This is a genomic window from Pseudomonas quebecensis (assembly GCF_026410085.1).
In the GTDB taxonomy this organism is placed as follows: Bacteria; Pseudomonadota; Gammaproteobacteria; order Pseudomonadales; family Pseudomonadaceae; genus Aquipseudomonas; species Aquipseudomonas quebecensis.
In genome coordinates this window covers 4,506,054-4,529,792 of sequence record NZ_CP112866.1, presented here as the reverse complement: position 1 = coordinate 4,529,792, position 23,739 = coordinate 4,506,054, and the positions used below count along the sequence as shown (strand labels likewise).

The window sequence follows — 23,739 nt, the reverse complement described above, 5'->3', positions numbered from 1 at the left end:
CGCCGAACCCCGCAGGCGAGGGGGCTGGATCAGGTTCCGGCGATCAACGCTCGCGCCGCCTGGGTGTGATCGGCGATCAGGCCTTTCAAATCCAGGCCTTCCACCTGTCCGTCGATGACTCGCCATTTTCCGCCGATCATCACCCGGTCCGCTCGGTCGGCGCCGCACAGCAGCAGCGCCGAAATCGGGTCATGGCTGCCGGAAAAGCGCAGCTCGTCGAGCTTGAACAGCGCCAGGTCGGCCTGTTTGCCGACGGCCAATTCGCCGATATCCGTACGGCCCAACAACTGTGCCGAGCCTTTGGTGGCCCAGCCGAGCACGCCTTCGGGGGTGATGTGCTGCGCGCCATAACGCAGGCGCTGGATATACAGGGCTTGGCGCGCCTCGAGGATCATGTTCGACGCATCGTTGGAGGCCGAGCCGTCCACGCCCAGGCCGATCGGCGCACCGGCGGCGATCAGGTCCAGGGTCGGGCAGATGCCCGAGGCCAGGCGCATATTGGAACTTGGGCAATGACAGATCCCGGTGCCGGCCTGCCCCAGGCGTGCAATTTCATCCGGGTTGAAATGAATGCCGTGGGCCAGCCAGGTGCGTGGGCCGAGCCAGCCGACGCTGTCGAGGTAATCCACCGTGCGCAGGCCGAAACGTTGCAGGCAAAAATCTTCTTCGTCGAGGGTTTCGGCCAGGTGAGTGTGCAGGCGCACATCCAGTTGAGTGGCCAGGTCGGCGCTGGCGCGCATGATGTGCGGCGTGACTGAAAACGGCGAGCAAGGTGCCAGGGCAATCTGGATCTGTGCGCCGTCGCCGCGTTGATGGTAGGCGCGGATCAGGCGCTGGCTGTCGTCCAGGATCACCTGGCCTTGTTGCACGGTCTGCTGCGGTGGCAGGCCGCCATCGGCCTCGCCCAGGCTCATGGAACCGCGCGTGAGCATCGCGCGCATGCCCAGTTCGCGCACGCTGTCCACTTGCACGTCGATAGCATGTTCCAGGCCGTCGGGGAACAGGTAGTGGTGGTCGGCCGCCGTGGTGCAGCCGGAGAGCAACAGTTCGGCCAACGCCACTTTCGTGGCCAGGGCGAGCCTTGCCGGGGTCAGCCGCGCCCAGACCGGGTAGAGGGTTTTCAGCCACGGAAACAAGGGCTGATTGACCACGGGCGCCCAGGCGCGGGTGAGGGTCTGGTAGAAGTGATGATGGGTGTTGATCAGACCGGGCAGGACCACATGCTCATGGGCGTCGAATACCGGTGAACAAGGCTGCGCAGGTACTTGGCCGAGTGCCAGCACTTGGACGATTACGCCGTCTTGCACCACCAGGCCGCCACGGGCATCGAGACCATTGGCGGTGAAAATCGCGAGGGGGTTTTTTAACCAGATACGGGTCGCAGGCATTGGCCGGCTCCTCTGAATGATGGGTTCAGGTTTGCCAGCTCAGTGTTGCCCTGTCTGCTGATCCAGGGTCGCCGGTGGGGCGAGGCGCTAGATTACGTGGAGTTCGGTTTGTAGGAAAGTGGATTGATTCGTGTGGGAAGGACAACCCCCTCCCACATGTACTTCCTTAATGCTCACCAGGCAATGGTGTCGCCTTTGTAGTCCACAAAGTGATGGCCACCCTTGCCGCTGAAGGCGTTCACTTGATCCACCAGGCCGCGCACGCTGGTGTCGACATCGATGTGTGCGTTTTCGCCGCCCATGTCGGTTTTCACCCAGCCCGGGTGCATTGACAGCACGGTGAGCCGATGGTCGCCCAGTTGGGTGATGAAGCTGTTGGTCATGGAGTTGAGCGCGGCCTTGCTGGCCTTGTACAGCGCCATGTCGGAGCCGTCGGCAATGGTGACGCTGCCCAGCACCGAACTCATGAACGCCAACACGCCACTGTCTTTGCGGATTTGCCCGACAAAACGCTGGGCCAGGTTGATCGGCGCTACGGCGTTGGTGAAGAACAACTTGCCGACTTCGGCGAGGGTGGCGTGGCCGGGTTCCTGGTTATCCGGGCCTTTGACGCCGGCATTGACGAACAGCAGATCGAAGGTGCGGTCCTTGAGCCGCTGATTCAGGGCGATTACGGCTTGCTGATCGTCCATGTCGAGTGTCTCGATCTGCACCGGACCAACGGCTTTCAGCGCATCGGCCTTGTTCGGATCGCGCACGGTGGCGGTCACGTCCCAACCGTCCTGGAGCAGTTGCTTGACCAGGCCGAGGCCCAGCCCACGGGAGGCGCCGATGATCAATGCGGTTTTTGACGTAGACATGAAAGGCTTCCTATGAAATCGCGGTTCAGGGAGTTTCAGCGCACAACAGTAGCAGTTTCAGCGTTGCAGGAGGATGCGGCCACGGCTCAAGTCGGCGAGTTGGGTCTGCAGGGTTTCGATCTGCGCCTCGCCCAGGGCCAGTTGCAGTTCGACGCCATTGGCGGTGAAGGTTTCTTCCACCACCAGCCCGCCCAGTTCGGCCACACGCAGTTTGACCAGATTCAATTCGGAGAAACCGCAGGCACAGGTCAACGGCACGCGGCTGATCAGCTCGATGCGCTCGGCGTTTTGCAAGCATTTATTCGCGCCACCGCCATAGGCACGGGCGAGCCCTCCGGTGCCCAGTTGAATGCCGCCGTACCAACGGATAACCAGCACCGCGACCTGGTCGAAGCCTTGCGCCTCGATGGCGGCCAGGATCGGTCGGCCGGCCGTGCCGCCAGGTTCGCCATCGTCGTTGCTGCGGTACTGATCGCCCAGTTTCCAGGCCCAGCAGTTGTGCGTGGCGTCTTGGACACTGTGCTGCTCGAAAAACGCCTGGGCGTCCTGGGGGCTGGTAATCGGTGCGGCGAGGGTTATAAAGCGGCTTTTGCGTATCTCTTCACGAAACTCGCAAAGGCCGGTGAGCGTGAAAGGCATAGGTTGCTTCGTCTAGAGGGCCGGCTTGATGCCGCAGCCTTTGAGAATGATATGGATCAGGTTGGTGCCGGCGTCGTCCATGTCTTGTTTGGTCAGGCGAGTGCGCCCGGTGACACGGCAGATCTGGGTGGCGAAGTCGGCGTAGTGCTGGGTGCTGCCCCACAGCAGGAAGATCAGGTGGACGGGGTCGACAGGGTCCATTTTGCCGGCGTCGATCCACGCCTGGAACACCGCCGCGCGCCCGCTGAACCAGGCGCGGTAGTCCTGGCTGAAATATTCGGTGAGGCATTCGCCGCCGCTGATGATTTCCATGGCGAAGATCCGCGAGGCCTGGGGCTGGCGGCGTGAAAACTCCATTTTGGTGCGGATATAGCGGGTCAGTGCTTCGGCGGGATCGTCCTCGGCGGTCAGGGCGTTGAAGGTACTGTCCCACAGCTCGAGGATATTGCTGAGCACCGCGATATACAGGCCCAGCTTATTGGTGAAGTAGTAATGCAAGTTAGCCTTGGGCAGCCCGGCGCTGGCAGCAATGGTATTCATGCTGGTGCCCTTGTAACCATGACGCGCGAACTCATCTTCAGCAGCCTGCAGAATCGCTTGTTCGTTCTTTTGCCGAATGCGGCTGGCGGGCTTACCGGCGTGGTTGCTGTGGGCAGGAACTTCGAGGCTCATGGAGATTACCGTGCTGATCGATAGAGACGACGTGTGCACAGATAACCCACCCTCAAGCCCCAGACAAGTCCCGATGCAATAAAACCGTCAAAGTGATTCCAGCGTGTCGCTTTCCACTGCGTGGTTTGCGGCAGCACCGGGGGGTTTGGCTTCCGGCAGCAGCAGGCACAGCACAATCGCAGTCAGGCCGCCGCTGGTGATGGCGGAGTCGAACAGGTTCTGTATCAGTGCGGGCATCAGGTGCAGCAGGTTCGGTTGAGCGGCGATTCCCAGGCCGACGCCGAATGACGTGGCGATGATCAGCATGCTGCGTCTGTCCAATGGCGCCTGCGCAAGGATACGCACGCCGGCGGCGGCGACACTGCCGAACATCACCAGGGTCGCGCCGCCCAATACCGGCTTGGGGATTTGCTGCAGCACCGCCCCGATCAGCGGAAACAGACCGAGGCAAAACAGCACTCCACCGATATATAAGCCGACGTAACGGCTGGCGACGCCGGTGAGTTGGATCACGCCGTTGTTCTGCGCGAAGGTGGTGTTGGGAAATGCGCTGAAGGTCGCGGCGATCATGCAGCTCACACCGTCGCCCAGCACGCCGCCTTTGAGTCGGCTTATATAGGAGGGGCCGCTGATGGGCTGGCGGGCGATCATGCAATTGGCGGTCAGGTCGCCGACGGTTTCGATGCTGCTGATCAGATAGATCAGTGCAATCGGTAGGAAAGCGCTCCAGTCGAAGTTGAAACCAAACCGAAACGGTATCGGCAAACTGACCAGAGGCAAATTCGGCAGGGACTGAGGCACCAGCTTGCCACTAAACCAGGCCGCCAGACTCCCCAGGGCCAGGCCGATGATGATCGCCGAAAGGCGCACCCACGGCGTGTCCGAGCGATTGAGCAAAATGATCGTCAGCACCACGAACAGCCCCAGCGCCAGATTGGTGGGAGCGCCGAAATCGGCGGCATTGAAGCCGCCGCCCAGGTCGGTAATGCCGACTTTGATCAGGCTGATGCCGATCAGCGTTATCACGATGCCGGTGACCAGCGGTGTGATTACGCGGTGCAACTGGCCAATGAAACGGCTGAGGACGATCTGCACGGCTGCGCCGAAAAAACACACACCGAAGATCATCGCCATGATGTCTTCCGGGCTGCCGCCGCGTTGTTTGACCAGAAAACCGGCTGACAGCACCGCGCCGAGAAACGCAAAACTGGTGCCTTGCAGGCAGATCATTCCGGCGCCAATACCAAATGGCCTACGCGCCTGGATGAATGTGCCTACACCGGACACCATCAAGGCCATGCTGATCAGGTAGGGCAAATGTGCAGTAAGGCCGAGGGTGGAGCCGATGATCAGCGGCGGGGTAATGATTCCGACAAACGCGGCCAACACATGTTGCAGAGCGGCCAAGAGGGCGGCGGCGGGTTTCGGGCGATCGTTGAGGCCGTAGATCAGATCGCTGGGGGTGGAAGATTCAGGTGGCATGGCGGGCAAACTCTAGGCGGACGGTTCCAGGTCCTGATGCCCTTGCAAAAAGCTGTCCAGCTGCTCAACTTTTGTGCCTGGGCCTGAATTAGCGCGTTGCGGCCAGGCTATCGAGAAAGCTTTCCAGCACCAAATGAGGGCGACGGCCCTTGCGCGTGACCGATGCCAGGCTCAAATCGTAAAAACGTGTAGTCGGTTTCAGCGCGCGCAGTCGGCCTTGTTGCACCCAGAGGCCGGCGTAGTGATCGGGCAAATAGCCGATGTAGCGACCGGTGAGGATCAGGAATGCCATGCCTTCGCGGTCCGAGGCGCTGGCGGTGCAATTGAGCGCCTGATAGCGGGCCTGGATGTCCGCGGGCAGGCGGAAGGTCGGGGCAATGGCGTCCTGGCTGTCGATGCGTGCGTCGTCCAGCGCCTTGTCGTCGGCATAGAACAGCGGATGACCCACCGCGCAGTAGAGCAGCGAACGTTCACTGTAGAGCGGCTGGTATTCCAGGCCGGACAGAGCGCTGGCCTGAGGCACGACGCCCACATGCAGGCGGCCATCGAGTACGCCTTGTTCCACTTCGTTGGGCGCGATCATGCGGATTTGTATCTGCACGTCCGGCCCGCGTTCTTTCAATTGTGCCAAGGCATGTGTAATGCGCATGTGGGGCAGGGTGACGAGGTTGTCGGTCAGACCGATGATCAACTCGCCACGCAAATGCTGGTGCAAGCCATTGACCTCGGTGCGAAAACTCTCCAGCGCGCTCAACAATTGCAGGGCGCACTGGTACACCTCGCGACCTTCTTCGGTGAGTGAGAACCCCGCGCGGCCACGTTGGCAAAGTCTTAGACCCAGTCGCTGTTCGAGATCGCTCATTTGTTGGCTGATGGCCGAGCGCCCGATGCCGAGCACGGTTTCGGCGGCAGAGAACCCGCCGCATTCCACCACGCTGCGGAAGATGCGCAATAAACGAATATCGAAGTCGCTGACTTGGGCCAGGGGGTCGGGACGACGGATGCTCATAGTTTAGTGACGCCCTGACTGAAGGTTAGAAGAGTTGAATTTCACCGACTTTATCGTCGTGTCAATTTAGCTGCAAGAACGCTTTTCAATCCCGACGCTGCCTTCTGCCCTGCGAGGTTTTGCTGATGAACATGCCCGAAAACGCCCCTTCGTCCCTGGCCAGCCAACTGAAATTGGATGCGCATTGGATGCCGTACACCGCCAACCGCAATTTTCAGCGCGATCCACGTTTGATCGTCGCGGCCGAGGGCAGTTGGCTGACGGATGACAAAGGGCGCAAGGTTTATGACTCGCTGTCGGGTCTTTGGACCTGTGGCGCCGGGCACACGCGCAAGGAAATCCAGGAGGCGGTGGCCAGGCAGTTGGGCACCTTGGACTACTCGCCTGGCTTTCAGTACGGTCATCCGCTGTCCTTCCAACTGGCGGAAAAGATCACCGACCTGACACCCGGCAACCTTAATCATGTGTTCTTCACTGACTCCGGTTCTGAGTGCGCCGACACCGCGGTGAAAATGGTGCGTGCGTACTGGCGCCTCAAAGGTCAGGCCACCAAGACCAAGATGATTGGTCGTGCGCGTGGCTATCACGGTGTAAACATCGCCGGCACCAGCCTCGGTGGTGTAAACGGCAACCGAAAGCTGTTTGGTCAGGGGCTGATGGATGTGGATCACCTGCCCCACACCTTGCTGGCGAGCAATGCGTTTTCTCGAGGCATGCCGGAGCAGGGTGGCATCGCCTTGGCCGATGAGCTGCTCAAGTTGATCGAACTGCATGATGCGTCGAATATCGCCGCGGTGTTTGTCGAGCCGATGGCGGGTTCGGCGGGCGTGCTGGTGCCGCCGCAGGGCTATCTTAAGCGTCTGCGTGAGATTTGCGACCAGCACAACATCCTGTTGGTGTTTGATGAGGTGATCACCGGTTTCGGTCGCACGGGTTCGATGTTCGGCGCCGACAGCTTCGGGGTGACGCCGGATTTGATGTGCATCGCCAAGCAGGTCACTAACGGCGCGATCCCGATGGGGGCGGTAATTGCCAGCAGCGAGATCTATCACACCTTCATGAACCAGGCGACGCCGGAGTATGCGGTGGAATTCCCGCATGGCTACACCTACTCGGCGCACCCGGTTGCCTGTGCGGCGGGTCTGGCCGCTTTGGACCTGCTGCAGAAGGAAAATCTGGTGCAGAGCGTCGCCGAAGTGGCTCCGCACTTTGAGAATGCACTGCACGGTTTGAAGGGCAGCAAGAATGTGATCGATATTCGCAACTATGGCCTGGCGGGTGCGATCCAGATCGCCCCGCGTGACGGTGACGCCATCGTGCGCCCATTTGAGGCCGGCATGGCCCTGTGGAAAGCCGGGTTTTATGTGCGTTTTGGCGGGGACACCCTGCAGTTCGGACCAACCTTCAACAGTAAGCCGCAGGATCTGGATCGCCTGTTCGATGCGGTCGGCGACGTGCTGAACAAAATCGACTGATTTTTCCTTCTATATAGAACACTTTTTCAGGAGCCCTGCATGAGCCTTATCCAGCACTTGATCAACGGCGAGTTGGTCAACGACAACGGTCGCAGTGCCGACGTATACAACCCGTCCACCGGTCAGGTGATTCACCAAGTGCCTTTGGCCAGTCGTGAAACCATCCAGCGTGCCATCGACGCTGCCAAGGCGGCGTTCCCGGCTTGGCGTAATACACCGGCGGCCAAGCGCGCCCAGGTGATGTTTCGTTTCAAGCAGTTGCTGGAACAGAACGAGGCCCGTATCTCGCAATTGATCAGCGAGGAACATGGCAAGACGTTGGAAGATGCCGCCGGTGAGCTCAAGCGCGGGATCGAGAACGTGGAGTACGCGTGCTCGGCGCCGGAGATTCTCAAGGGGGAATACAGCCGTAACGTTGGTCCGAACATTGATGCGTGGTCGGACTTTCAGCCGTTGGGCGTGGTGGCGGGTATCACGCCGTTCAACTTCCCCGCGATGGTGCCTCTGTGGATGTACCCGCTGGCGATCGTCTGCGGCAACTGTTTCATTCTCAAGCCTTCGGAGCGCGATCCAAGCTCGACGCTGCTGATCGCGCAACTGTTGCAGGAAGCCGGTCTGCCTAGAGGCGTCCTCAGCGTGGTACACGGAGACAAGGGGGCGGTGGATGCGTTGATCGAGGCGCCTGAAGTTAAAGCGCTGAGCTTTGTAGGGTCGACGCCGATTGCCGAGTACATCTATTGCGAAGCGACCAAGCGCGGCAAACGCGTACAGGCGCTGGGCGGAGCGAAGAACCACGCGGTGTTGATGCCTGACGCGGATCTGGATAATGCGGTCAGTGCTTTGATGGGCGCTGCCTATGGTTCCTGCGGTGAGCGTTGCATGGCGATTTCGGTCGCGGTGTGCGTGGGTGACCAGGTCGCCGATGCACTCATTGCCAAGCTGGTGCCGCAGGTCAAGGCTTTGAAGATTGGTGCGGGGACCTCCTGCGGCCTGGATATGGGGCCATTGGTCACTGGTCAGGCGCGGGACAAGGTCAGCGGCTATATAGAAGACGGTGTGGCAGCCGGGGCCGAGTTGGTGGTCGATGGCCGCGGGCTAAGTGTTGCCGGGCATGAACAGGGATTTTTCCTGGGCGGCAGCCTGTTTGATCGCGTGACCCCTGAGATGCGTATCTATAAAGAAGAGATTTTTGGGCCGGTGCTGTGCGTGGTACGGGTGGACAGCCTGGAAGCGGCGATGCAGCTGATCAATGATCACGAGTACGGCAATGGCACCTGTATCTTCACCCGCGATGGTGAGGCGGCGCGTCTGTTCTGTGACGAAATCGAAGTGGGCATGGTGGGTGTGAACGTTCCATTGCCGGTGCCGGTGGCCTATCACAGCTTTGGTGGCTGGAAGCGCTCATTGTTTGGCGACTTGCATGCGTATGGGCCCGATGGTGTGCGTTTTTACACTCGTCGCAAGGCGATTACCCAGCGTTGGCCGCAGCGGGCCAGTCATGAAGCGTCGCAGTTTGCTTTCCCTAGCCTGTAAGACGCTGTAGCGAAAAGCCGGTTCGTAGGACCGGCTTTTGTATTTTTGGGTGCATTTAGGTCGATATGACAGAATTGGGAAAATAGGGGTTGACGGCAGATTCCAGAAGTCTATAATTCGCCCCACTTCCGGCGCAGTCGAAACGGAAAACTCCTTGGTAAACAAAGAGTTACGCAGAATTCGACAGCGGATCGCTTCAGTTCATCGGAGCTCAGAAGGAGTTGGTAGGGCAAGGTTGTTTGGCTCTATTAACGTTTCGATCTTCTCGGTCGAAAGCGGAGAAAAAGAGGTGTTGACAGCAGCGTGTAACGCTGTAGAATTCGCCTCCCGCTAACGAGAGATCGGAAGCGCAAGTGGTTGAAGTTGTTGAAGAAATCTTCGAAAACTTCTGAAAATAATCACTTGACAGCAAATGAGGCTGCTGTAGAATGCGCGCCTCGGTTGAGACGAAAGATCTTAACCAACCGCTCTTTAACAACTGAATCAAGCAATTCGTGTGGGTGCTTGTGGAGTCAGACTGATAGTCAACAAGATTATCAGCATCACAAGTTACTCCGCGAGAAATCAAAGATGTAACCAACGATTGCTGAGCCAAGTTTAGGGTTTCTTAAAAACCCAAAGATGTTTGAACTGAAGAGTTTGATCATGGCTCAGATTGAACGCTGGCGGCAGGCCTAACACATGCAAGTCGAGCGGTAGAGAGAAGCTTGCTTCTCTTGAGAGCGGCGGACGGGTGAGTAATGCCTAGGAATCTGCCTGGTAGTGGGGGATAACGTCCGGAAACGGACGCTAATACCGCATACGTCCTACGGGAGAAAGCAGGGGACCTTCGGGCCTTGCGCTATCAGATGAGCCTAGGTCGGATTAGCTAGTTGGTGGGGTAATGGCTCACCAAGGCGACGATCCGTAACTGGTCTGAGAGGATGATCAGTCACACTGGAACTGAGACACGGTCCAGACTCCTACGGGAGGCAGCAGTGGGGAATATTGGACAATGGGCGAAAGCCTGATCCAGCCATGCCGCGTGTGTGAAGAAGGTCTTCGGATTGTAAAGCACTTTAAGTTGGGAGGAAGGGCCATTACCTAATACGTGATGGTTTTGACGTTACCGACAGAATAAGCACCGGCTAACTCTGTGCCAGCAGCCGCGGTAATACAGAGGGTGCAAGCGTTAATCGGAATTACTGGGCGTAAAGCGCGCGTAGGTGGTTTGTTAAGTTGGATGTGAAATCCCCGGGCTCAACCTGGGAACTGCATTCAAAACTGACTGACTAGAGTATGGTAGAGGGTGGTGGAATTTCCTGTGTAGCGGTGAAATGCGTAGATATAGGAAGGAACACCAGTGGCGAAGGCGACCACCTGGACTGATACTGACACTGAGGTGCGAAAGCGTGGGGAGCAAACAGGATTAGATACCCTGGTAGTCCACGCCGTAAACGATGTCAACTAGCCGTTGGGAGCCTTGAGCTCTTAGTGGCGCAGCTAACGCATTAAGTTGACCGCCTGGGGAGTACGGCCGCAAGGTTAAAACTCAAATGAATTGACGGGGGCCCGCACAAGCGGTGGAGCATGTGGTTTAATTCGAAGCAACGCGAAGAACCTTACCAGGCCTTGACATCCAATGAACTTTCTAGAGATAGATTGGTGCCTTCGGGAACATTGAGACAGGTGCTGCATGGCTGTCGTCAGCTCGTGTCGTGAGATGTTGGGTTAAGTCCCGTAACGAGCGCAACCCTTGTCCTTAGTTACCAGCACGTTATGGTGGGCACTCTAAGGAGACTGCCGGTGACAAACCGGAGGAAGGTGGGGATGACGTCAAGTCATCATGGCCCTTACGGCCTGGGCTACACACGTGCTACAATGGTCGGTACAAAGGGTTGCCAAGCCGCGAGGTGGAGCTAATCCCATAAAACCGATCGTAGTCCGGATCGCAGTCTGCAACTCGACTGCGTGAAGTCGGAATCGCTAGTAATCGCGAATCAGAATGTCGCGGTGAATACGTTCCCGGGCCTTGTACACACCGCCCGTCACACCATGGGAGTGGGTTGCACCAGAAGTAGCTAGTCTAACCTTCGGGGGGACGGTTACCACGGTGTGATTCATGACTGGGGTGAAGTCGTAACAAGGTAGCCGTAGGGGAACCTGCGGCTGGATCACCTCCTTAATCGACGACATCAGCTGCTCCATAAGTTCCCACACGAATTGCTTGATTCATTGAAGAAGACGATAAGAAGCAGCCCGAAATTGGGTCTGTAGCTCAGTTGGTTAGAGCGCACCCCTGATAAGGGTGAGGTCGGCAGTTCGAATCTGCCCAGACCCACCAATTTTGTGTGGGAAACGCCTGTAGAAATACGGGGCCATAGCTCAGCTGGGAGAGCGCCTGCCTTGCACGCAGGAGGTCAACGGTTCGATCCCGTTTGGCTCCACCACTACTGCTTCTGACGTTTGAAAGCTTAGAAATGAGCATTCCATCGCTGCGATGGTGAATGTTGATTTCTAGTCTTTGACTAGTTCGTTCTTTAAAAATTTGGGTATGTGATAGAAAGATAGACTGAACGTTACTTTCACTGGTAACGGATCAGGCTAAGGTAAAATTTGTGAGTTCTCTTAATTGAGAAATTCGAATTTTCGGCGAATGTCGTCTTCACAGTATAACCAGATTGCTTGGGGTTATATGGTCAAGTGAAGAAGCGCATACGGTGGATGCCTTGGCAGTCAGAGGCGATGAAAGACGTGGTAGCCTGCGAAAAGCTTCGGGGAGTCGGCAAACAGACTTTGATCCGGAGATGTCTGAATGGGGGAACCCAGCCATCATAAGATGGTTATCTTGTACTGAATACATAGGTGCAAGAGGCGAACCAGGGGAACTGAAACATCTAAGTACCCTGAGGAAAAGAAATCAACCGAGATTCCCTTAGTAGTGGCGAGCGAACGGGGACTAGCCCTTAAGTGGCTTTGAGATTAGCGGAACGCTCTGGAAAGTGCGGCCATAGTGGGTGATAGCCCTGTACGCGAAAATCTCTTAGTCATGAAATCGAGTAGGACGGAGCACGAGAAACTTTGTCTGAATATGGGGGGACCATCCTCCAAGGCTAAATACTACTGACTGACCGATAGTGAACTAGTACCGTGAGGGAAAGGCGAAAAGAACCCCGGAGAGGGGAGTGAAATAGATCCTGAAACCGTATGCGTACAAGCAGTGGGAGCCCACTTTGTTGGGTGACTGCGTACCTTTTGTATAATGGGTCAGCGACTTATTTTCAGTGGCGAGCTTAACCGAATAGGGGAGGCGTAGCGAAAGCGAGTCTTAATAGGGCGTCTAGTCGCTGGGAATAGACCCGAAACCGGGCGATCTATCCATGGGCAGGTTGAAGGTTGGGTAACACTAACTGGAGGACCGAACCGACTACCGTTGAAAAGTTAGCGGATGACCTGTGGATCGGAGTGAAAGGCTAATCAAGCTCGGAGATAGCTGGTTCTCCTCGAAAGCTATTTAGGTAGCGCCTCATGTATCACTGTAGGGGGTAGAGCACTGTTTCGGCTAGGGGGTCATCCCGACTTACCAAACCGATGCAAACTCCGAATACCTACAAGTGCCGAGCATGGGAGACACACGGCGGGTGCTAACGTCCGTCGTGAAAAGGGAAACAACCCAGACCGTCAGCTAAGGTCCCAAAGTTATGGTTAAGTGGGAAACGATGTGGGAAGGCTTAGACAGCTAGGAGGTTGGCTTAGAAGCAGCCACCCTTTAAAGAAAGCGTAATAGCTCACTAGTCGAGTCGGCCTGCGCGGAAGATGTAACGGGGCTCAAACCATACACCGAAGCTACGGGTATCACGTAAGTGATGCGGTAGAGGAGCGTTCTGTAAGCCTGTGAAGGTGAGTTGAGAAGCTTGCTGGAGGTATCAGAAGTGCGAATGCTGACATGAGTAACGACAATGGGTGTGAAAAACACCCACGCCGAAAGACCAAGGTTTCCTGCGCAACGTTAATCGACGCAGGGTTAGTCGGTCCCTAAGGCGAGGCTGAAAAGCGTAGTCGATGGAAAACAGGTTAATATTCCTGTACTTCTGGTTATTGCGATGGAGGGACGGAGAAGGCTAGGCCAGCTTGGCGTTGGTTGTCCAAGTTTAAGGTGGTAGGCTGAGATCTTAGGTAAATCCGGGATCTTAAGGCCGAGAGCTGATGACGAGTCATCTTTTAGATGACGAAGTGGTTGATGCCATGCTTCCAAGAAAAGCTTCTAAGCTTCAGGTAACCAGGAACCGTACCCCAAACCGACACAGGTGGTTGGGTAGAGAATACCAAGGCGCTTGAGAGAACTCGGGTGAAGGAACTAGGCAAAATGGCACCGTAACTTCGGGAGAAGGTGCGCCGGTGAGGGTGAAGGACTTGCTCCGTAAGCTCATGCCGGTCGAAGATACCAGGCCGCTGCGACTGTTTATTAAAAACACAGCACTCTGCAAACACGAAAGTGGACGTATAGGGTGTGACGCCTGCCCGGTGCCGGAAGGTTAATTGATGGGGTTAGCTAACGCGAAGCTCTTGATCGAAGCCCCGGTAAACGGCGGCCGTAACTATAACGGTCCTAAGGTAGCGAAATTCCTTGTCGGGTAAGTTCCGACCTGCACGAATGGCGTAACGATGGCGGCGCTGTCTCCACCCGAGACTCAGTGAAATTGAAATCGCTGTGAAGATGCAGTGTATCCGCGGCTAGACGGAAAGACCCCGTGAACCTTTACTATAGCTTTGCACTGGACTTTGAATTTGCTTGTGTAGGATAGGTGGGAGGCTTTGAAGCGTGGACGCCAGTCTGCGTGGAGCCATCCTTGAAATACCACCCTGGCAACTTTGAGGTTCTAACTCAGGTCCGTTATCCGGATCGAGGACAGTGTATGGTGGGTAGTTTGACTGGGGCGGTCTCCTCCTAAAGAGTAACGGAGGAGTACGAAGGTGCGCTCAGACCGGTCGGAAATCGGTCGTAGAGTATAAAGGCAAAAGCGCGCTTGACTGCGAGACAGACACGTCGAGCAGGTACGAAAGTAGGTCTTAGTGATCCGGTGGTTCTGTATGGAAGGGCCATCGCTCAACGGATAAAAGGTACTCCGGGGATAACAGGCTGATACCGCCCAAGAGTTCATATCGACGGCGGTGTTTGGCACCTCGATGTCGGCTCATCACATCCTGGGGCTGAAGCCGGTCCCAAGGGTATGGCTGTTCGCCATTTAAAGTGGTACGCGAGCTGGGTTTAGAACGTCGTGAGACAGTTCGGTCCCTATCTGCCGTGGACGTTTGAGATTTGAGAGGGGCTGCTCCTAGTACGAGAGGACCGGAGTGGACGAACCTCTGGTGTTCCGGTTGTCACGCCAGTGGCATTGCCGGGTAGCTATGTTCGGAATAGATAACCGCTGAAAGCATCTAAGCGGGAAACTAGCCTCAAGATGAGATCTCACTGGAACCTTGAGTTCCCTGAAGGGCCGTCGAAGACTACGACGTTGATAGGTTGGGTGTGTAAGCGCTGTGAGGCGTTGAGCTAACCAATACTAATTGCCCGTGAGGCTTGACCATATAACACCCAAGCAATTTGAGTCGAAAGGCCAGATTGCGGTGTGTGAAGACGCAATGAACCGAAAGTTCGACGCTCACAAAACACCGACAGCTGTCACATACCCAATTTGCTGAAGCGAGGCCATCTGGCCGCGACTCAGTACCCGAATTTCTTGACGACCATAGAGCATTGGAACCACCTGATCCCATCCCGAACTCAGCAGTGAAACGATGCATCGCCGATGGTAGTGTGGGGTTTCCCCATGTGAGAGTAGGTCATCGTCAAGATTAAATTCCGAAACCCCAATTGCGTGAGCAGTTGGGGTTTTGTTTTGGGCGCTCGAAAAGCGCCACCGGTATCAGCGCGAGTACTGTTATCAGCCATTGCGCCTGCACACGCCTCGTCAAGCCGCCCGACAAATTTGCACAGTTATTTCTGAACCAGATCATTAGAATAGGCACCTAACCTTTTTTAGAGTCAGAGCCCTACCTATGCCCGATCCAGTTGATGCCCTTGAGGTATCGGACTTACCGCTGGACGATCTGGTGGCATGCCATGAGTGCGACCTGCTGATGCGCAAGCCAGAGCTCGCCCTTGGAGAAAAGGCCCAATGTCCGCGCTGCGGTTATGAGCTCTACGCTCACCGCCACAACGTGATTGAACGAAGCCTGGCGTTGGTACTAGCCGCTTTGTTGCTATACATACCCGCGAACTTTCTACCCATCATGCAGCTCAATCTACTCGGGCAATCCTCGGAAGATACCGTATGGAGCGGCGTTGTTGGTTTGTTCGACACCGGTATGCAAGGCGTGTCCATCGTGGTGTTCCTGTGCAGCATGGGCATCCCCTTGCTCAAGCTGCTATGCCAATTGTTGGTGTTGCTGAGTGTTCGTTGGAACATCGGCCGCAGTTACGGGTTACTGCTGTACCGCATCTACCACCATATGAAGGATTGGGGAATGCTGGAAGTCTATTTGATGGGGGTGCTCGTAGCGATCGTAAAGCTCGCAGACATGGCCTCCATCACGATCGGCTTGGGCCTGTTCTGCTTTATCAGTTTATTAATGGTTCAAGTCCTGCTTGAGGTAGTGATGTCGCCCCACCAGATCTGGCAAGCGCTGTCAGGAGAGGATGATCATGCGGGCGATTGATGCGGGCATTCTGATATGTACCGAATGCCATGAGTTGAACAGGCAAGAGCCTGATACTGATGAGCAAACCTGCACTCGTTGTGGTGCGCTGATCCATGCACGCCGCCCTGACAGCCTTGTGCGTACCTGGGCGTTGCTGATTACCGCTGCGATTCTGTATATCCCCGCCAATGTATTGCCGATCATGACGGTCAACTCACTCGGCCAGGGAGAACCCAGCACTATCATGGCCGGTGTGATCCAGTTGGTGCAGCACGGTATGTTTCCCATCGCCGCCGTGGTGTTCATCGCCAGTATCCTGGTGCCGACTTTTAAGCTCGTGGGCATTGGGCTGCTCCTGTTTTCGGTGCAGCGTCATCAGCCGCTCTCCGCACAACAACGTATCGTGATGTACCGTTTTATCGAATTCATTGGACGTTGGTCCATGTTGGATATCTTCGTGATCGCCATTCTGGTGGCGGTCGTTAACTTTGGACGACTTGCCAGCGTCGAGGCCAACCTCGGCGCTGCAGCGTTCGCCAGTGTGGTGATCTTGACGATGCTTGCCGCTGTAACTTTCGATCCCCGACTGATTTGGGATAACACGGAGTCGGACGACGACCATGAGTGACTTGCCTAAAGCTAAAACCCGCCCCGCCTCCAATTGGTCGGCCATTTGGGTCTTGCCCCTGATTGCCTTGATCATTGGCGGCTGGCTTGGCTGGCGTGCCTACTCGCAACAGGGCATCGAGATTCAAGTGCGCTTTGAAAGCGGCGAAGGCATCCAGGTCAACAAAACCGAGGTGGTCTATAAAGGCATGCCCGTGGGCAAGGTCAAAGCCCTGGCGCTGGACGACGAAGGCAGCAACCGCGGGGTAATCGCCACCATCGAGATGGGCAAGGACGTCGAGCAATACCTCAAGACCAATACGCGTTTCTGGCTGGTCAAGCCAAGCGTCAGCCTCGCCGGTATCACCGGCCTGGAAACCCTGGTCTCCGGCAATTACATCGCCGCCAGCCCCGGCGATGGCGAACCCACGCGTAAATTCAAGGCTCTCTCTGAAGAGCCACCTTTATCGGACGCCAAGCCCGGCCTGCACCTGACCGTCAAAGCCGACCGTCTGGGTTCGCTGAATCGTGGCAGCCCAGTGTTCTACAAACAGATCCAGGTTGGTCAGGTCAAAAGCTACCTGCTGTCCGAAGACCAGAGCACTGTCGAGATCAAGCTTTATATCGAGCCGACCTACGCTCACCTGGTGCGCAAACACACGCGCTTCTGGAATGCGAGCGGCATCAGCATCGACGCTAATCTCTCCGGTGTGAAGGTGCGCAGCGAATCGCTCTCCAGCATCGTCGCCGGCGGTATCGCGTTCGCTACTCCGGAGAATCGCAAGGACAGCCCGCCCACGGATCCAAGTCTGCCGTTCCGTTTGTACGAAGATTTCGACGCCGCCGCGGCCGGCATTCGGGTCAAGGTCAAGCTCACCGACTTCGAGGGCCTGCAAGCGGGCCGCACTCCAGTCATGTACAAAGGCATTCAGGTCGGTAGCCTTAAAACCTTGAAGATCGACCCGGATCTGTCCAGCGCCAACGCCGAGTTGACCCTCGACCCCCTGGCGGAAGACTACCTGGTACAGGACACTCAATTCTGGGTGGTCAAGCCGTCCATCTCTCTGGCCGGCATCACCGGCCTGGAAGCCTTGGTAAAAGGTAACTACATCGCCATCCGCCCCGGCGATAAAGGCAGTGCTCCGCAACGTGAGTTTGTCGCGCGCGCCAAAGCGCCACCGCTGGACCTGCGTTCCCCAGGTCTGCACATGGTGTTGTTCACCGATAACCTGGGCTCCCTGGATGTCGGCAGCCCGATCCTTTACAAGCAGGTTAAGGTCGGTTCGGTGCAGAGCTACCAGTTCTCGCGCAAGAACAAGCAACTGGTGATCGGCGTTCACATCGAGAAGGAATACGAAAACCTGGTCAACGGTTCGACGCGGTTCTGGAATGCCAGCGGCGTGACCCTGACCGGCGGTCTCACCGGTGGCATCCAGGTCAAGAGTGAATCCTTGGCCAGCCTGATGGCGGGCGGGATCGCATTCGAAACGCCACAGCCCAATGTACCGCTGAAAAAACGTATCCCTCGTTTCCGCCTGTTTGCCGACCGTGAAGCGGCCAACCAACATGGCACCCTGGTGACCATCAAGGTGGACCGTGCCGACGGCCTTCGTCCGGGAACTCCTGTGCGCTTCAAAGGCCTGGATGTCGGCAAGATCGAGAACGTCGACCTCAGTGCCGATATGCAGTCGGTGCTGCTGACCGCCCGTATTACCCAAGTGGCGGATCGCATCGCGCGGGCCGGCAGCCAATTCTGGGTGGTCAAGCCTGAGCTGGGCCTGATGAAAACCTCGAATCTCGAAACCCTGGTCACCGGCCAGTACATCGAAGTGCAACCGGCAGCGAAAAATGCTGGCCCGCAGAAGAGTTTCGTCGCGCTGAACCAGCCGCCGGAAGCCGTCCACCAAGAGGCCGGCCTGAGCTTGGTGCTGAGCGCCGCGCGTCGTGGTTCGTTGAAGGAAGGCGTGCCGGTTACCTACCGTGAGGTCACCGTGGGCAAAGTCACCGGCTACGAGTTGGGGCAAACCGCCGACCGTGTGCTGATTCATATCCTGATCGAGCCCAAGTACGCGCCACTTGTGCGCAGCGGCAGCCGCTTCTGGAACACCAGCGGTTTCGGCCTCGACTTCGGCTTGTTCAAAGGCGCAACGGTACGCACCGAATCCCTGGAGACCCTGGTTGCCGGCGGCATTGCCTTCGCGACGCCGGAAGGCGAGCGCATGGGCAACGCCGCGCGACCGCAACAAACCTTTGCGCTGTTCGACAAATTTGAAGACGAATGGCTGACCTGGGCGCCTAAAATTCCACTGGGCAGATAAACCGGGGGGCTTGCCCCCGATGGGGCCCTCAACATCATTGCAAAAACCAAAAAGGCCGCGATCCATAAAATCGCGGCCTTTTTGCATTTCAGTGCCGCAGGTCAGACCTCATCCAGCTCCGGTTCATCCGCCTGCACATTCACCGTCGCCTTCACCACATCATGGCGACGGATGTACTTCCAGTCCGCCTCGTCGATATAGATGCCGTTCGGCCCGCTGCCACCTTCCAGGTCGATCGCCACCTGGGCGGATACCTGGGGTTTCACACTCGCCAGGATCGGCACGAAGCCCAACTGCAAACTGGTTTCCAGCAGCGCTGCCTGGTTCTTCTCATCGATATCCGCCGCCTCATCCAGGTAGTACGGCAAGCGCACGCGGCCGGCCTGGTCACGGTCCATCAGGTGCAGCAACAAATACATGTTGGTCAGCGCCTTGATGGTCATGGTAGTGCCGTTGGACGCCGCGCCATCGATATCGGTGTGGATCACCGGCTGGCCGTTGACCTTAGTGATTTCGAAGGCCAGCTCGAACAGATCCTTGAGGCCCAACTGGTTGTGATTAGCGGCCACCAGGCGAGCCAGGTATTCCTTGGCTTCTTCGTTCTTGTTGTCTTGCTCGGCGCTCTGGCTGAGGTCGAATACCGACAAGGTTTCGCCTTCCTCATACTGCCCGGCGCTGTGGATGATCTGGTCGATATGCTTGAGCGCTTCCTTGTTCGGCGCCAGCACGATGCGGAAGCTTTGCAGGTTGGACACCTGGCGCTTGTTGATCTCGCGGTTGAACAGCGCCAGCTGATGTTCCAGGCTGTCGTAGTCGCTGCGGATATTGCGCAAGGTTCGCGCGATATCGGTGACCGCCGCGCGGCGTGCCTTGCCAAGAGTCAAGGCTTCATCCGTGCGGTGGGCATAAGCGTTGATCAGCAGTTGCAGGCGACGTTCCACATCATCCTCGCTGTCGAACTTGGCCACACCCTTGAGGCGCACCTGAGCGTACAGCGCTTCGATCTGGCCGTCGGCGCGCAGCAGGCCCTGCCAACTGTCCTGATAGTCATTGAGCAACGGCAGCAGGTTGTCCATGGAGTCATCGACCGGGTCCATGAACGGTGTGCCGAACGGCAGATCCGCCGGCAGCAACTGGCGACGGCGCAGCGCGTCATCCAGGGTGCGCTGCTTGGCTTCCATGTCGCCGATCTGCCGCCCGACCAGTTGCAGCTTGGCCGACAGTTGCTGGACGCGCTCGGTGAACGCATCGCTGGAGCGTTTCAACTCGTCCTGCGCCGCTTCCATCTGCGCCAGGCTTTCCAGTTTTTCGCCTTCCTCGGCGCTCAGGGTCTGCGCGCGGCGGAAGTCTTCCAAAGCTTTTTGCGCATCCAGCACCTGTTGGTACAACGCTTCGGTCTGGGTTTTGCTCGCCGCGCGGTCAGCCGCCACGGCTTGCTGGGTTTTGAGCTGCTTGAGTTCTTTTTCAAGGCGCTCTTTCTGATCGCGCAAAGCCGCGCGGTCCGCCAGGGCCTGCAATGCCGGCGGTTCGATGTGCGAGATATCGATGGACAGCCCCGGTACTTCAAAGCGCTCGCCCTTGAAACCATCAAGGATCTGCTCCAGGGATTTGACCCACTGACCGTCCTCGTCCAGCGTGATGCCGTGTTCGCCCAGCGGCAGGCTGAACAGCGAACTGTTGAACAGACGCATCAGACGCTCGACGTCCTGCTGTGAGAATTCTTCGCGCAGTTTGGCGTAACTGTTGTTGTCCGCGTGATCGAGCTGTTGCTTGACTGACTTCAAGCGCTTTTCCAGATCGCGCAAACGCTCATCCAGGTCTTCGGCGCTGAACTGCCGCGACTGTGCCAGTGCGCCGGCCAGTTCGTCGTGGGCGTCCTTGGCGGCCAGCAGCTGTTGCTCCAGCACCTTGACGTCATCCACCAGCGCAAAGCGATGCTTGAGCACCGACAATTCACCCAGCCAACGCTGGATGCCGCTGATCTCCCGCTCCAGGCGCATCAGTTCCTGAGTACCGCCGCGCTGGTCGTTCTGCAGGGCGTCCTGCTCGTTGCGGTAGTGCTCGGCCTGGATCGTCAGCTCTTCCTTGCGCGCACTGGCGTAGTCCGACCAGGTCCCCAGCAGCGAATCCAGCAGCGGCGACAGACGATGCAGCTTGCCACGCAGAATGTCGCGCTGTTTCACGCCATTGGCCAGGGCTTCGACCAGCGGCCCGGCGGCCACCAGCGAGTTGTAGTCCTGTTCCATGCGTCGCACATCGCGGAAGGCTTCTTCGCACGCGGCGATGTAATCTACACTGCCGGACCGCAGGCTGTGTTCAAACGCATCGAGGAACAGTTGCTTGAGCTTGGCCGCGGTGATTTCGCGCATGTGCAGCAGGTTGATAAACAGCGCGCGGAAGGTCTTCAGGCTCTGCTCGCTGGTGGAGCGCAGCGGGATCAACGTCAGGTCCAGCGGGATCGACGTGTGGCCACCCACCAGCAAGCGCCGCAGTTCATCCGGTTTGAGCTCATAGGCCTTGAGGCCCTCGCGCTCCAGGTTGGTGAACAGCTCTTTCTGACGCAGGCAGGTGTCGTTCTGCTGGTAATGGGCCAGGTCCAGTTTGCCCGCGTAGGCAAAAAACTGGTGGCCGAAACCGCCGCCGGGGCCGCGACCGACCACCCCGATCACATGCGGGCCGTGGGGCAGGGAGACTTCGACGAGGATGTAGCTGGTGTCGCTGGCAAAGTAGAAACGCCGCGATTGTTCCAGGGTGTACTTGCCGAAACTCATGTCCGACATGCGCGCCAGGATCGGGAACTGCAGCGCGTTGATCGAGGCGGATTTACCCAGGTTGTTCGCGCCGTACACCGACAGCGGCTCTTCCAGCGGAAACAAGCCCAGGCTGTAACCGGCGGTGTTCAATAGGGCGAAGCGGCGGATGCCGTAGCGTTCCTTACTCATGCGTCGGTCTCCTGTTCTTCGGCAATGGCGCGGGCCAGGGCGTCTTCTTCGCTCTCGTTGTCAAACTCGCTGAGGTCCAGCGGGTCATCGGTCTGCAACAGTTTTTCATCGCTGTCTTCGTCGATGATCACCGGCGCCGGCAGTGGCAACACGCTGTGCACGCTGGCCGCCAGATCGCGGTCCTGCTGCACCGACAGGCACACGTCGAGAAAGCGATGCATCGGTGGCAGGAAGCGGTACACGCCGTTGTCTTCGCCGGCGAATCCGAGCTGGGTCATGCGGCGCATGATTTTTTCTTCGAGTTCTTCCTGGGTTTGCACTTCAGCCTGGATAAACAGGTCGCGGTACTTTTCCAGCAGCGAGGGCAGTTCGTCGCGACCCAGGCTGCCGCCGTCGAGCACGGCGATCGGGTCGCGGCCCTGGTCGGCCAGGTGCTCGACGAGGATGAAGGTGAACAACGCCAGGCGCTGCGCGGTCTTGTTGACCTGCGCGGCAGCCACGGCGGTGTCCGGCACGAAGTAATAGAAACCGCGGGTGTCGCACACCAGCTCAAAGCCCAGGGCTTTGAACAGCATGCGGTACTGGTCCTGGAAGTTCGACAGTTGGGCGTACAGCTCCGGGTCGCGGCGACTGACGTGGTAACCCTTGAACAGCTCGCGGAAAATCGGCGCCAGCTGGGACAGTTCGGATAGATCAAGATGCATGAGGAATGCTCGCAGAATGCTCGGCCGCGTCGGGCGTGGCCGGGAGCAGGGCGAAAGAGCGCAGGCTGACCTGATGCTCGTGGGTGTGGTAATCGCGACGTTCCAGGCGTTCGCGCTTGAAGCGTTTTTCCCGGGACAGGCGCGAGAACCAGTACAGCAACTCGTCGGTGGCGCCGTCGGGCTCCTGCTCCAGCAGCCAGGTCATCAGGTCCGGCATCGGCAGTGCGTCTTCGCAGCGCTCGAGCATCTCCTTGACCGTGCGCGGCGCGCGTTGGGCTTCGCCCTTGTGGGACTTGTGTGCCTTGGGGAACCGCGCAGGCTTGGGCTCGAAGTTCGCCAGGGCATACACATAGGCTTCCACCTGGCTCGCGCTGCCCAGGAAGGTGCTTTGCGGTCGGGTGAACATAGGCATCGCCGCTTGCGGCACCGCGTCCAGGCCTTTGCGTCGAATCGCTGACAAGGCCAACGCCGCGCCACGGGTCACGGCGTTGTGCCGGCGCGCTTCTTCACGCAGCGGCAGCAACAGTTCCCGCGCATGGCGCAAGGTCAATTGGGCGCTGGTCTGCATTTCGAGGATGCGCGCGTGGGTGCGCAGCAGCATGTCATCGTCCACCAGATGGCCGAGGCGCTGCTGTTCGGTGAGCAGGCGCAACAGCACATTCTCGACCTTGCGCACGCCTTGTTCGAAGGCGCCGTCGGCGTTCACCAGTTGGATCATCGGTTCGACGTATTCATCCCAGGTCGCCAGGACTTCGGCATAGCGCTGGCGCAACGGAATCTGCCGGTCGCTGGTCTTGGCGCGGTCGGCCACGGCGGCGAGGGCCTGTTCATCGTTGGCGAGTTTTTTCAGCACGTCGCGCACGCGCATATCGAGCAGGCGCAGTTGGCGAGCCAGGTCGTGGCCGTCGCGGATGTCGAAGGCGTCCTGAATATAGCCGGCCAGACGCTCGAGGTGGCGCAGGTAGGCTTCGATCTCCAGGCACAGGCCGAGCCGGTGTTCCTTGCGAAGGTAGGCCAGGAAATCGTGAATCTGGGCGTTAAGCTCGAAGCGGTTCGGGCTCTTGGCCACAGGTACGAGGATGTCGAGGCGAATCCACACGTCCAGCAGGCTGGTGATGTCCTGCGGCGTGCTGTCCAGTTGTTGGGCGGCCAGTTGCGCGCGCAGCTCGCTCAGGCTCAGGGTGCCTTGGTCGAAGTGTTCGCACAGTGGCTCAAGTAAGGCCCAGTGTTCGGCGAGGGCGCGCAGGACGCGCTTGGGTTCGATCATGGGAATGGCCGGCTGGTTGGCGATTAAAAGTCGCGATTGTACTGCATCGGACGGGGGATTTATCCACAGCCGGTCAGTGCGCAGTGGGCGATTGAGAGCGAACAGCGGTAGAATCCCCGCTCTTTACTTATCCACAAGTGGCCGAGCTGTGCTTATCGAGTCC

At 58.0% G+C, this 23,739-nt stretch carries 14 protein-coding genes, 2 tRNA genes and 3 rRNA genes; 10 read left to right on the top strand and 9 right to left on the bottom strand.

Annotated elements, in window-relative coordinates; all coding sequences use genetic code 11:
* Positions 1-29: 29 nt before the first annotated feature.
* The 6 genes from OSC50_RS21150 to OSC50_RS21125 form a co-directional block, all read right to left on the bottom strand.
* Entirely contained in the window at positions 30-1,388 is a 1,359-nt protein-coding gene (locus OSC50_RS21150; RefSeq protein WP_253510309.1) for an 8-oxoguanine deaminase, read from the bottom strand.
* Positions 1,389-1,561: 173 nt separating this feature from the next.
* Positions 1,562-2,248, bottom strand: coding sequence for an SDR family oxidoreductase (locus OSC50_RS21145; RefSeq protein WP_266245810.1), 687 nt, complete (start codon positions 2,246-2,248; stop codon positions 1,562-1,564).
* Positions 2,249-2,305: 57 nt separating this feature from the next.
* Positions 2,306-2,887 (bottom strand): IMPACT family protein, encoded by a 582-nt coding sequence (locus tag OSC50_RS21140; RefSeq protein ID WP_253510311.1) that lies wholly within the window; start codon positions 2,885-2,887, stop codon positions 2,306-2,308.
* A 12-nt stretch (positions 2,888-2,899) separates the two neighbouring features.
* Positions 2,900-3,559, bottom strand: a complete 660-nt coding sequence (locus tag OSC50_RS21135) for a TetR/AcrR family transcriptional regulator (protein ID WP_181080836.1) — start codon at positions 3,557-3,559, stop codon at positions 2,900-2,902.
* Positions 3,560-3,646: 87 nt separating this feature from the next.
* Positions 3,647-5,041, bottom strand: coding sequence for a uracil-xanthine permease family protein (locus OSC50_RS21130; protein WP_266245814.1), 1,395 nt, complete (start codon positions 5,039-5,041; stop codon positions 3,647-3,649).
* A gap of 88 nt (positions 5,042-5,129) precedes the next feature.
* On the bottom strand, positions 5,130-6,050 hold the full coding sequence (locus OSC50_RS21125; protein ID WP_181080834.1) for a LysR family transcriptional regulator: 921 nt from the start codon (positions 6,048-6,050) through the stop codon (positions 5,130-5,132).
* A 125-nt stretch (positions 6,051-6,175) separates the two neighbouring features.
* On the opposite strand from OSC50_RS21125, the gene aptA reads away from it, so the two are divergent.
* The 10 genes from aptA (at position 6,176) to OSC50_RS21075 (ending at position 18,663) form a co-directional block, all read left to right on the top strand.
* On the top strand, positions 6,176-7,525 hold the full coding sequence (aptA, locus tag OSC50_RS21120; RefSeq protein ID WP_253510318.1) for an omega-aminotransferase AptA: 1,350 nt from the start codon (positions 6,176-6,178) through the stop codon (positions 7,523-7,525).
* Between the two features lie 39 nt (positions 7,526-7,564).
* Positions 7,565-9,058 carry a CoA-acylating methylmalonate-semialdehyde dehydrogenase gene (locus OSC50_RS21115; RefSeq protein WP_181080832.1) on the top strand — a complete coding sequence of 498 codons (1,494 nt, stop codon included), beginning with the start codon at positions 7,565-7,567 and terminating at the stop codon, positions 9,056-9,058.
* Positions 9,059-9,685: 627 nt separating this feature from the next.
* Positions 9,686-11,222 (top strand): 16S ribosomal RNA (locus OSC50_RS21110).
* Positions 11,223-11,304: 82 nt separating this feature from the next.
* Positions 11,305-11,381 (top strand) — tRNA-Ile (locus OSC50_RS21105).
* A 30-nt stretch (positions 11,382-11,411) separates the two neighbouring features.
* Positions 11,412-11,487, top strand: a tRNA-Ala gene (locus OSC50_RS21100).
* Between the two features lie 247 nt (positions 11,488-11,734).
* A 23S ribosomal RNA gene (locus OSC50_RS21095) occupies positions 11,735-14,626 on the top strand.
* 151 nt (positions 14,627-14,777) lie between these two features.
* Positions 14,778-14,893, top strand: a 5S ribosomal RNA gene (gene rrf, locus OSC50_RS21090).
* Together the 16S, 23S and 5S rRNA genes with 2 tRNA genes alongside form the textbook arrangement of a ribosomal RNA operon.
* A 204-nt stretch (positions 14,894-15,097) precedes the next feature.
* A complete protein-coding gene (locus OSC50_RS21085) occupies positions 15,098-15,757 on the top strand; it encodes a paraquat-inducible protein A (protein ID WP_253510323.1) in 660 nt (219 codons plus the stop codon).
* Positions 15,744-16,367, top strand: a complete 624-nt coding sequence (locus tag OSC50_RS21080) for a paraquat-inducible protein A (RefSeq protein WP_181079550.1) — start codon at positions 15,744-15,746, stop codon at positions 16,365-16,367. Before OSC50_RS21085 ends, OSC50_RS21080 begins: the two co-directional genes overlap by 14 nt.
* A complete protein-coding gene (locus tag OSC50_RS21075) occupies positions 16,360-18,663 on the top strand; it encodes a PqiB family protein (RefSeq protein ID WP_181079551.1) in 2,304 nt (767 codons plus the stop codon). The genes OSC50_RS21080 and OSC50_RS21075 overlap by 8 nt, the downstream gene beginning before the upstream one ends.
* A 101-nt stretch (positions 18,664-18,764) precedes the next feature.
* Here OSC50_RS21075 and mksF read toward each other — a convergent pair whose 3' ends face one another.
* Genes mksF through mksB form a run of 3 tightly spaced genes read right to left on the bottom strand, consistent with a single transcriptional unit; the run spans position 18,765 to position 23,576 of the window.
* Positions 18,765-21,605 carry an Mks condensin complex protein MksF gene (gene mksF / locus OSC50_RS21070; protein ID WP_181079552.1) on the bottom strand — a complete coding sequence of 947 codons (2,841 nt, stop codon included), beginning with the start codon at positions 21,603-21,605 and terminating at the stop codon, positions 18,765-18,767.
* The gene (gene mksE, locus OSC50_RS21065) at positions 21,602-22,309 is read right to left on the bottom strand and encodes an Mks condensin complex protein MksE (protein ID WP_253510327.1); all 708 of its coding nucleotides are present in this window, start codon (positions 22,307-22,309) and stop codon (positions 21,602-21,604) included. Before mksE ends, mksF begins: the two co-directional genes overlap by 4 nt.
* A complete protein-coding gene (gene mksB / locus OSC50_RS21060; protein WP_181079554.1) occupies positions 22,299-23,576 on the bottom strand; it encodes an Mks condensin complex protein MksB in 1,278 nt (425 codons plus the stop codon). Before mksB ends, mksE begins: the two co-directional genes overlap by 11 nt.
* Positions 23,577-23,739: the final 163 nt, after the last annotated feature.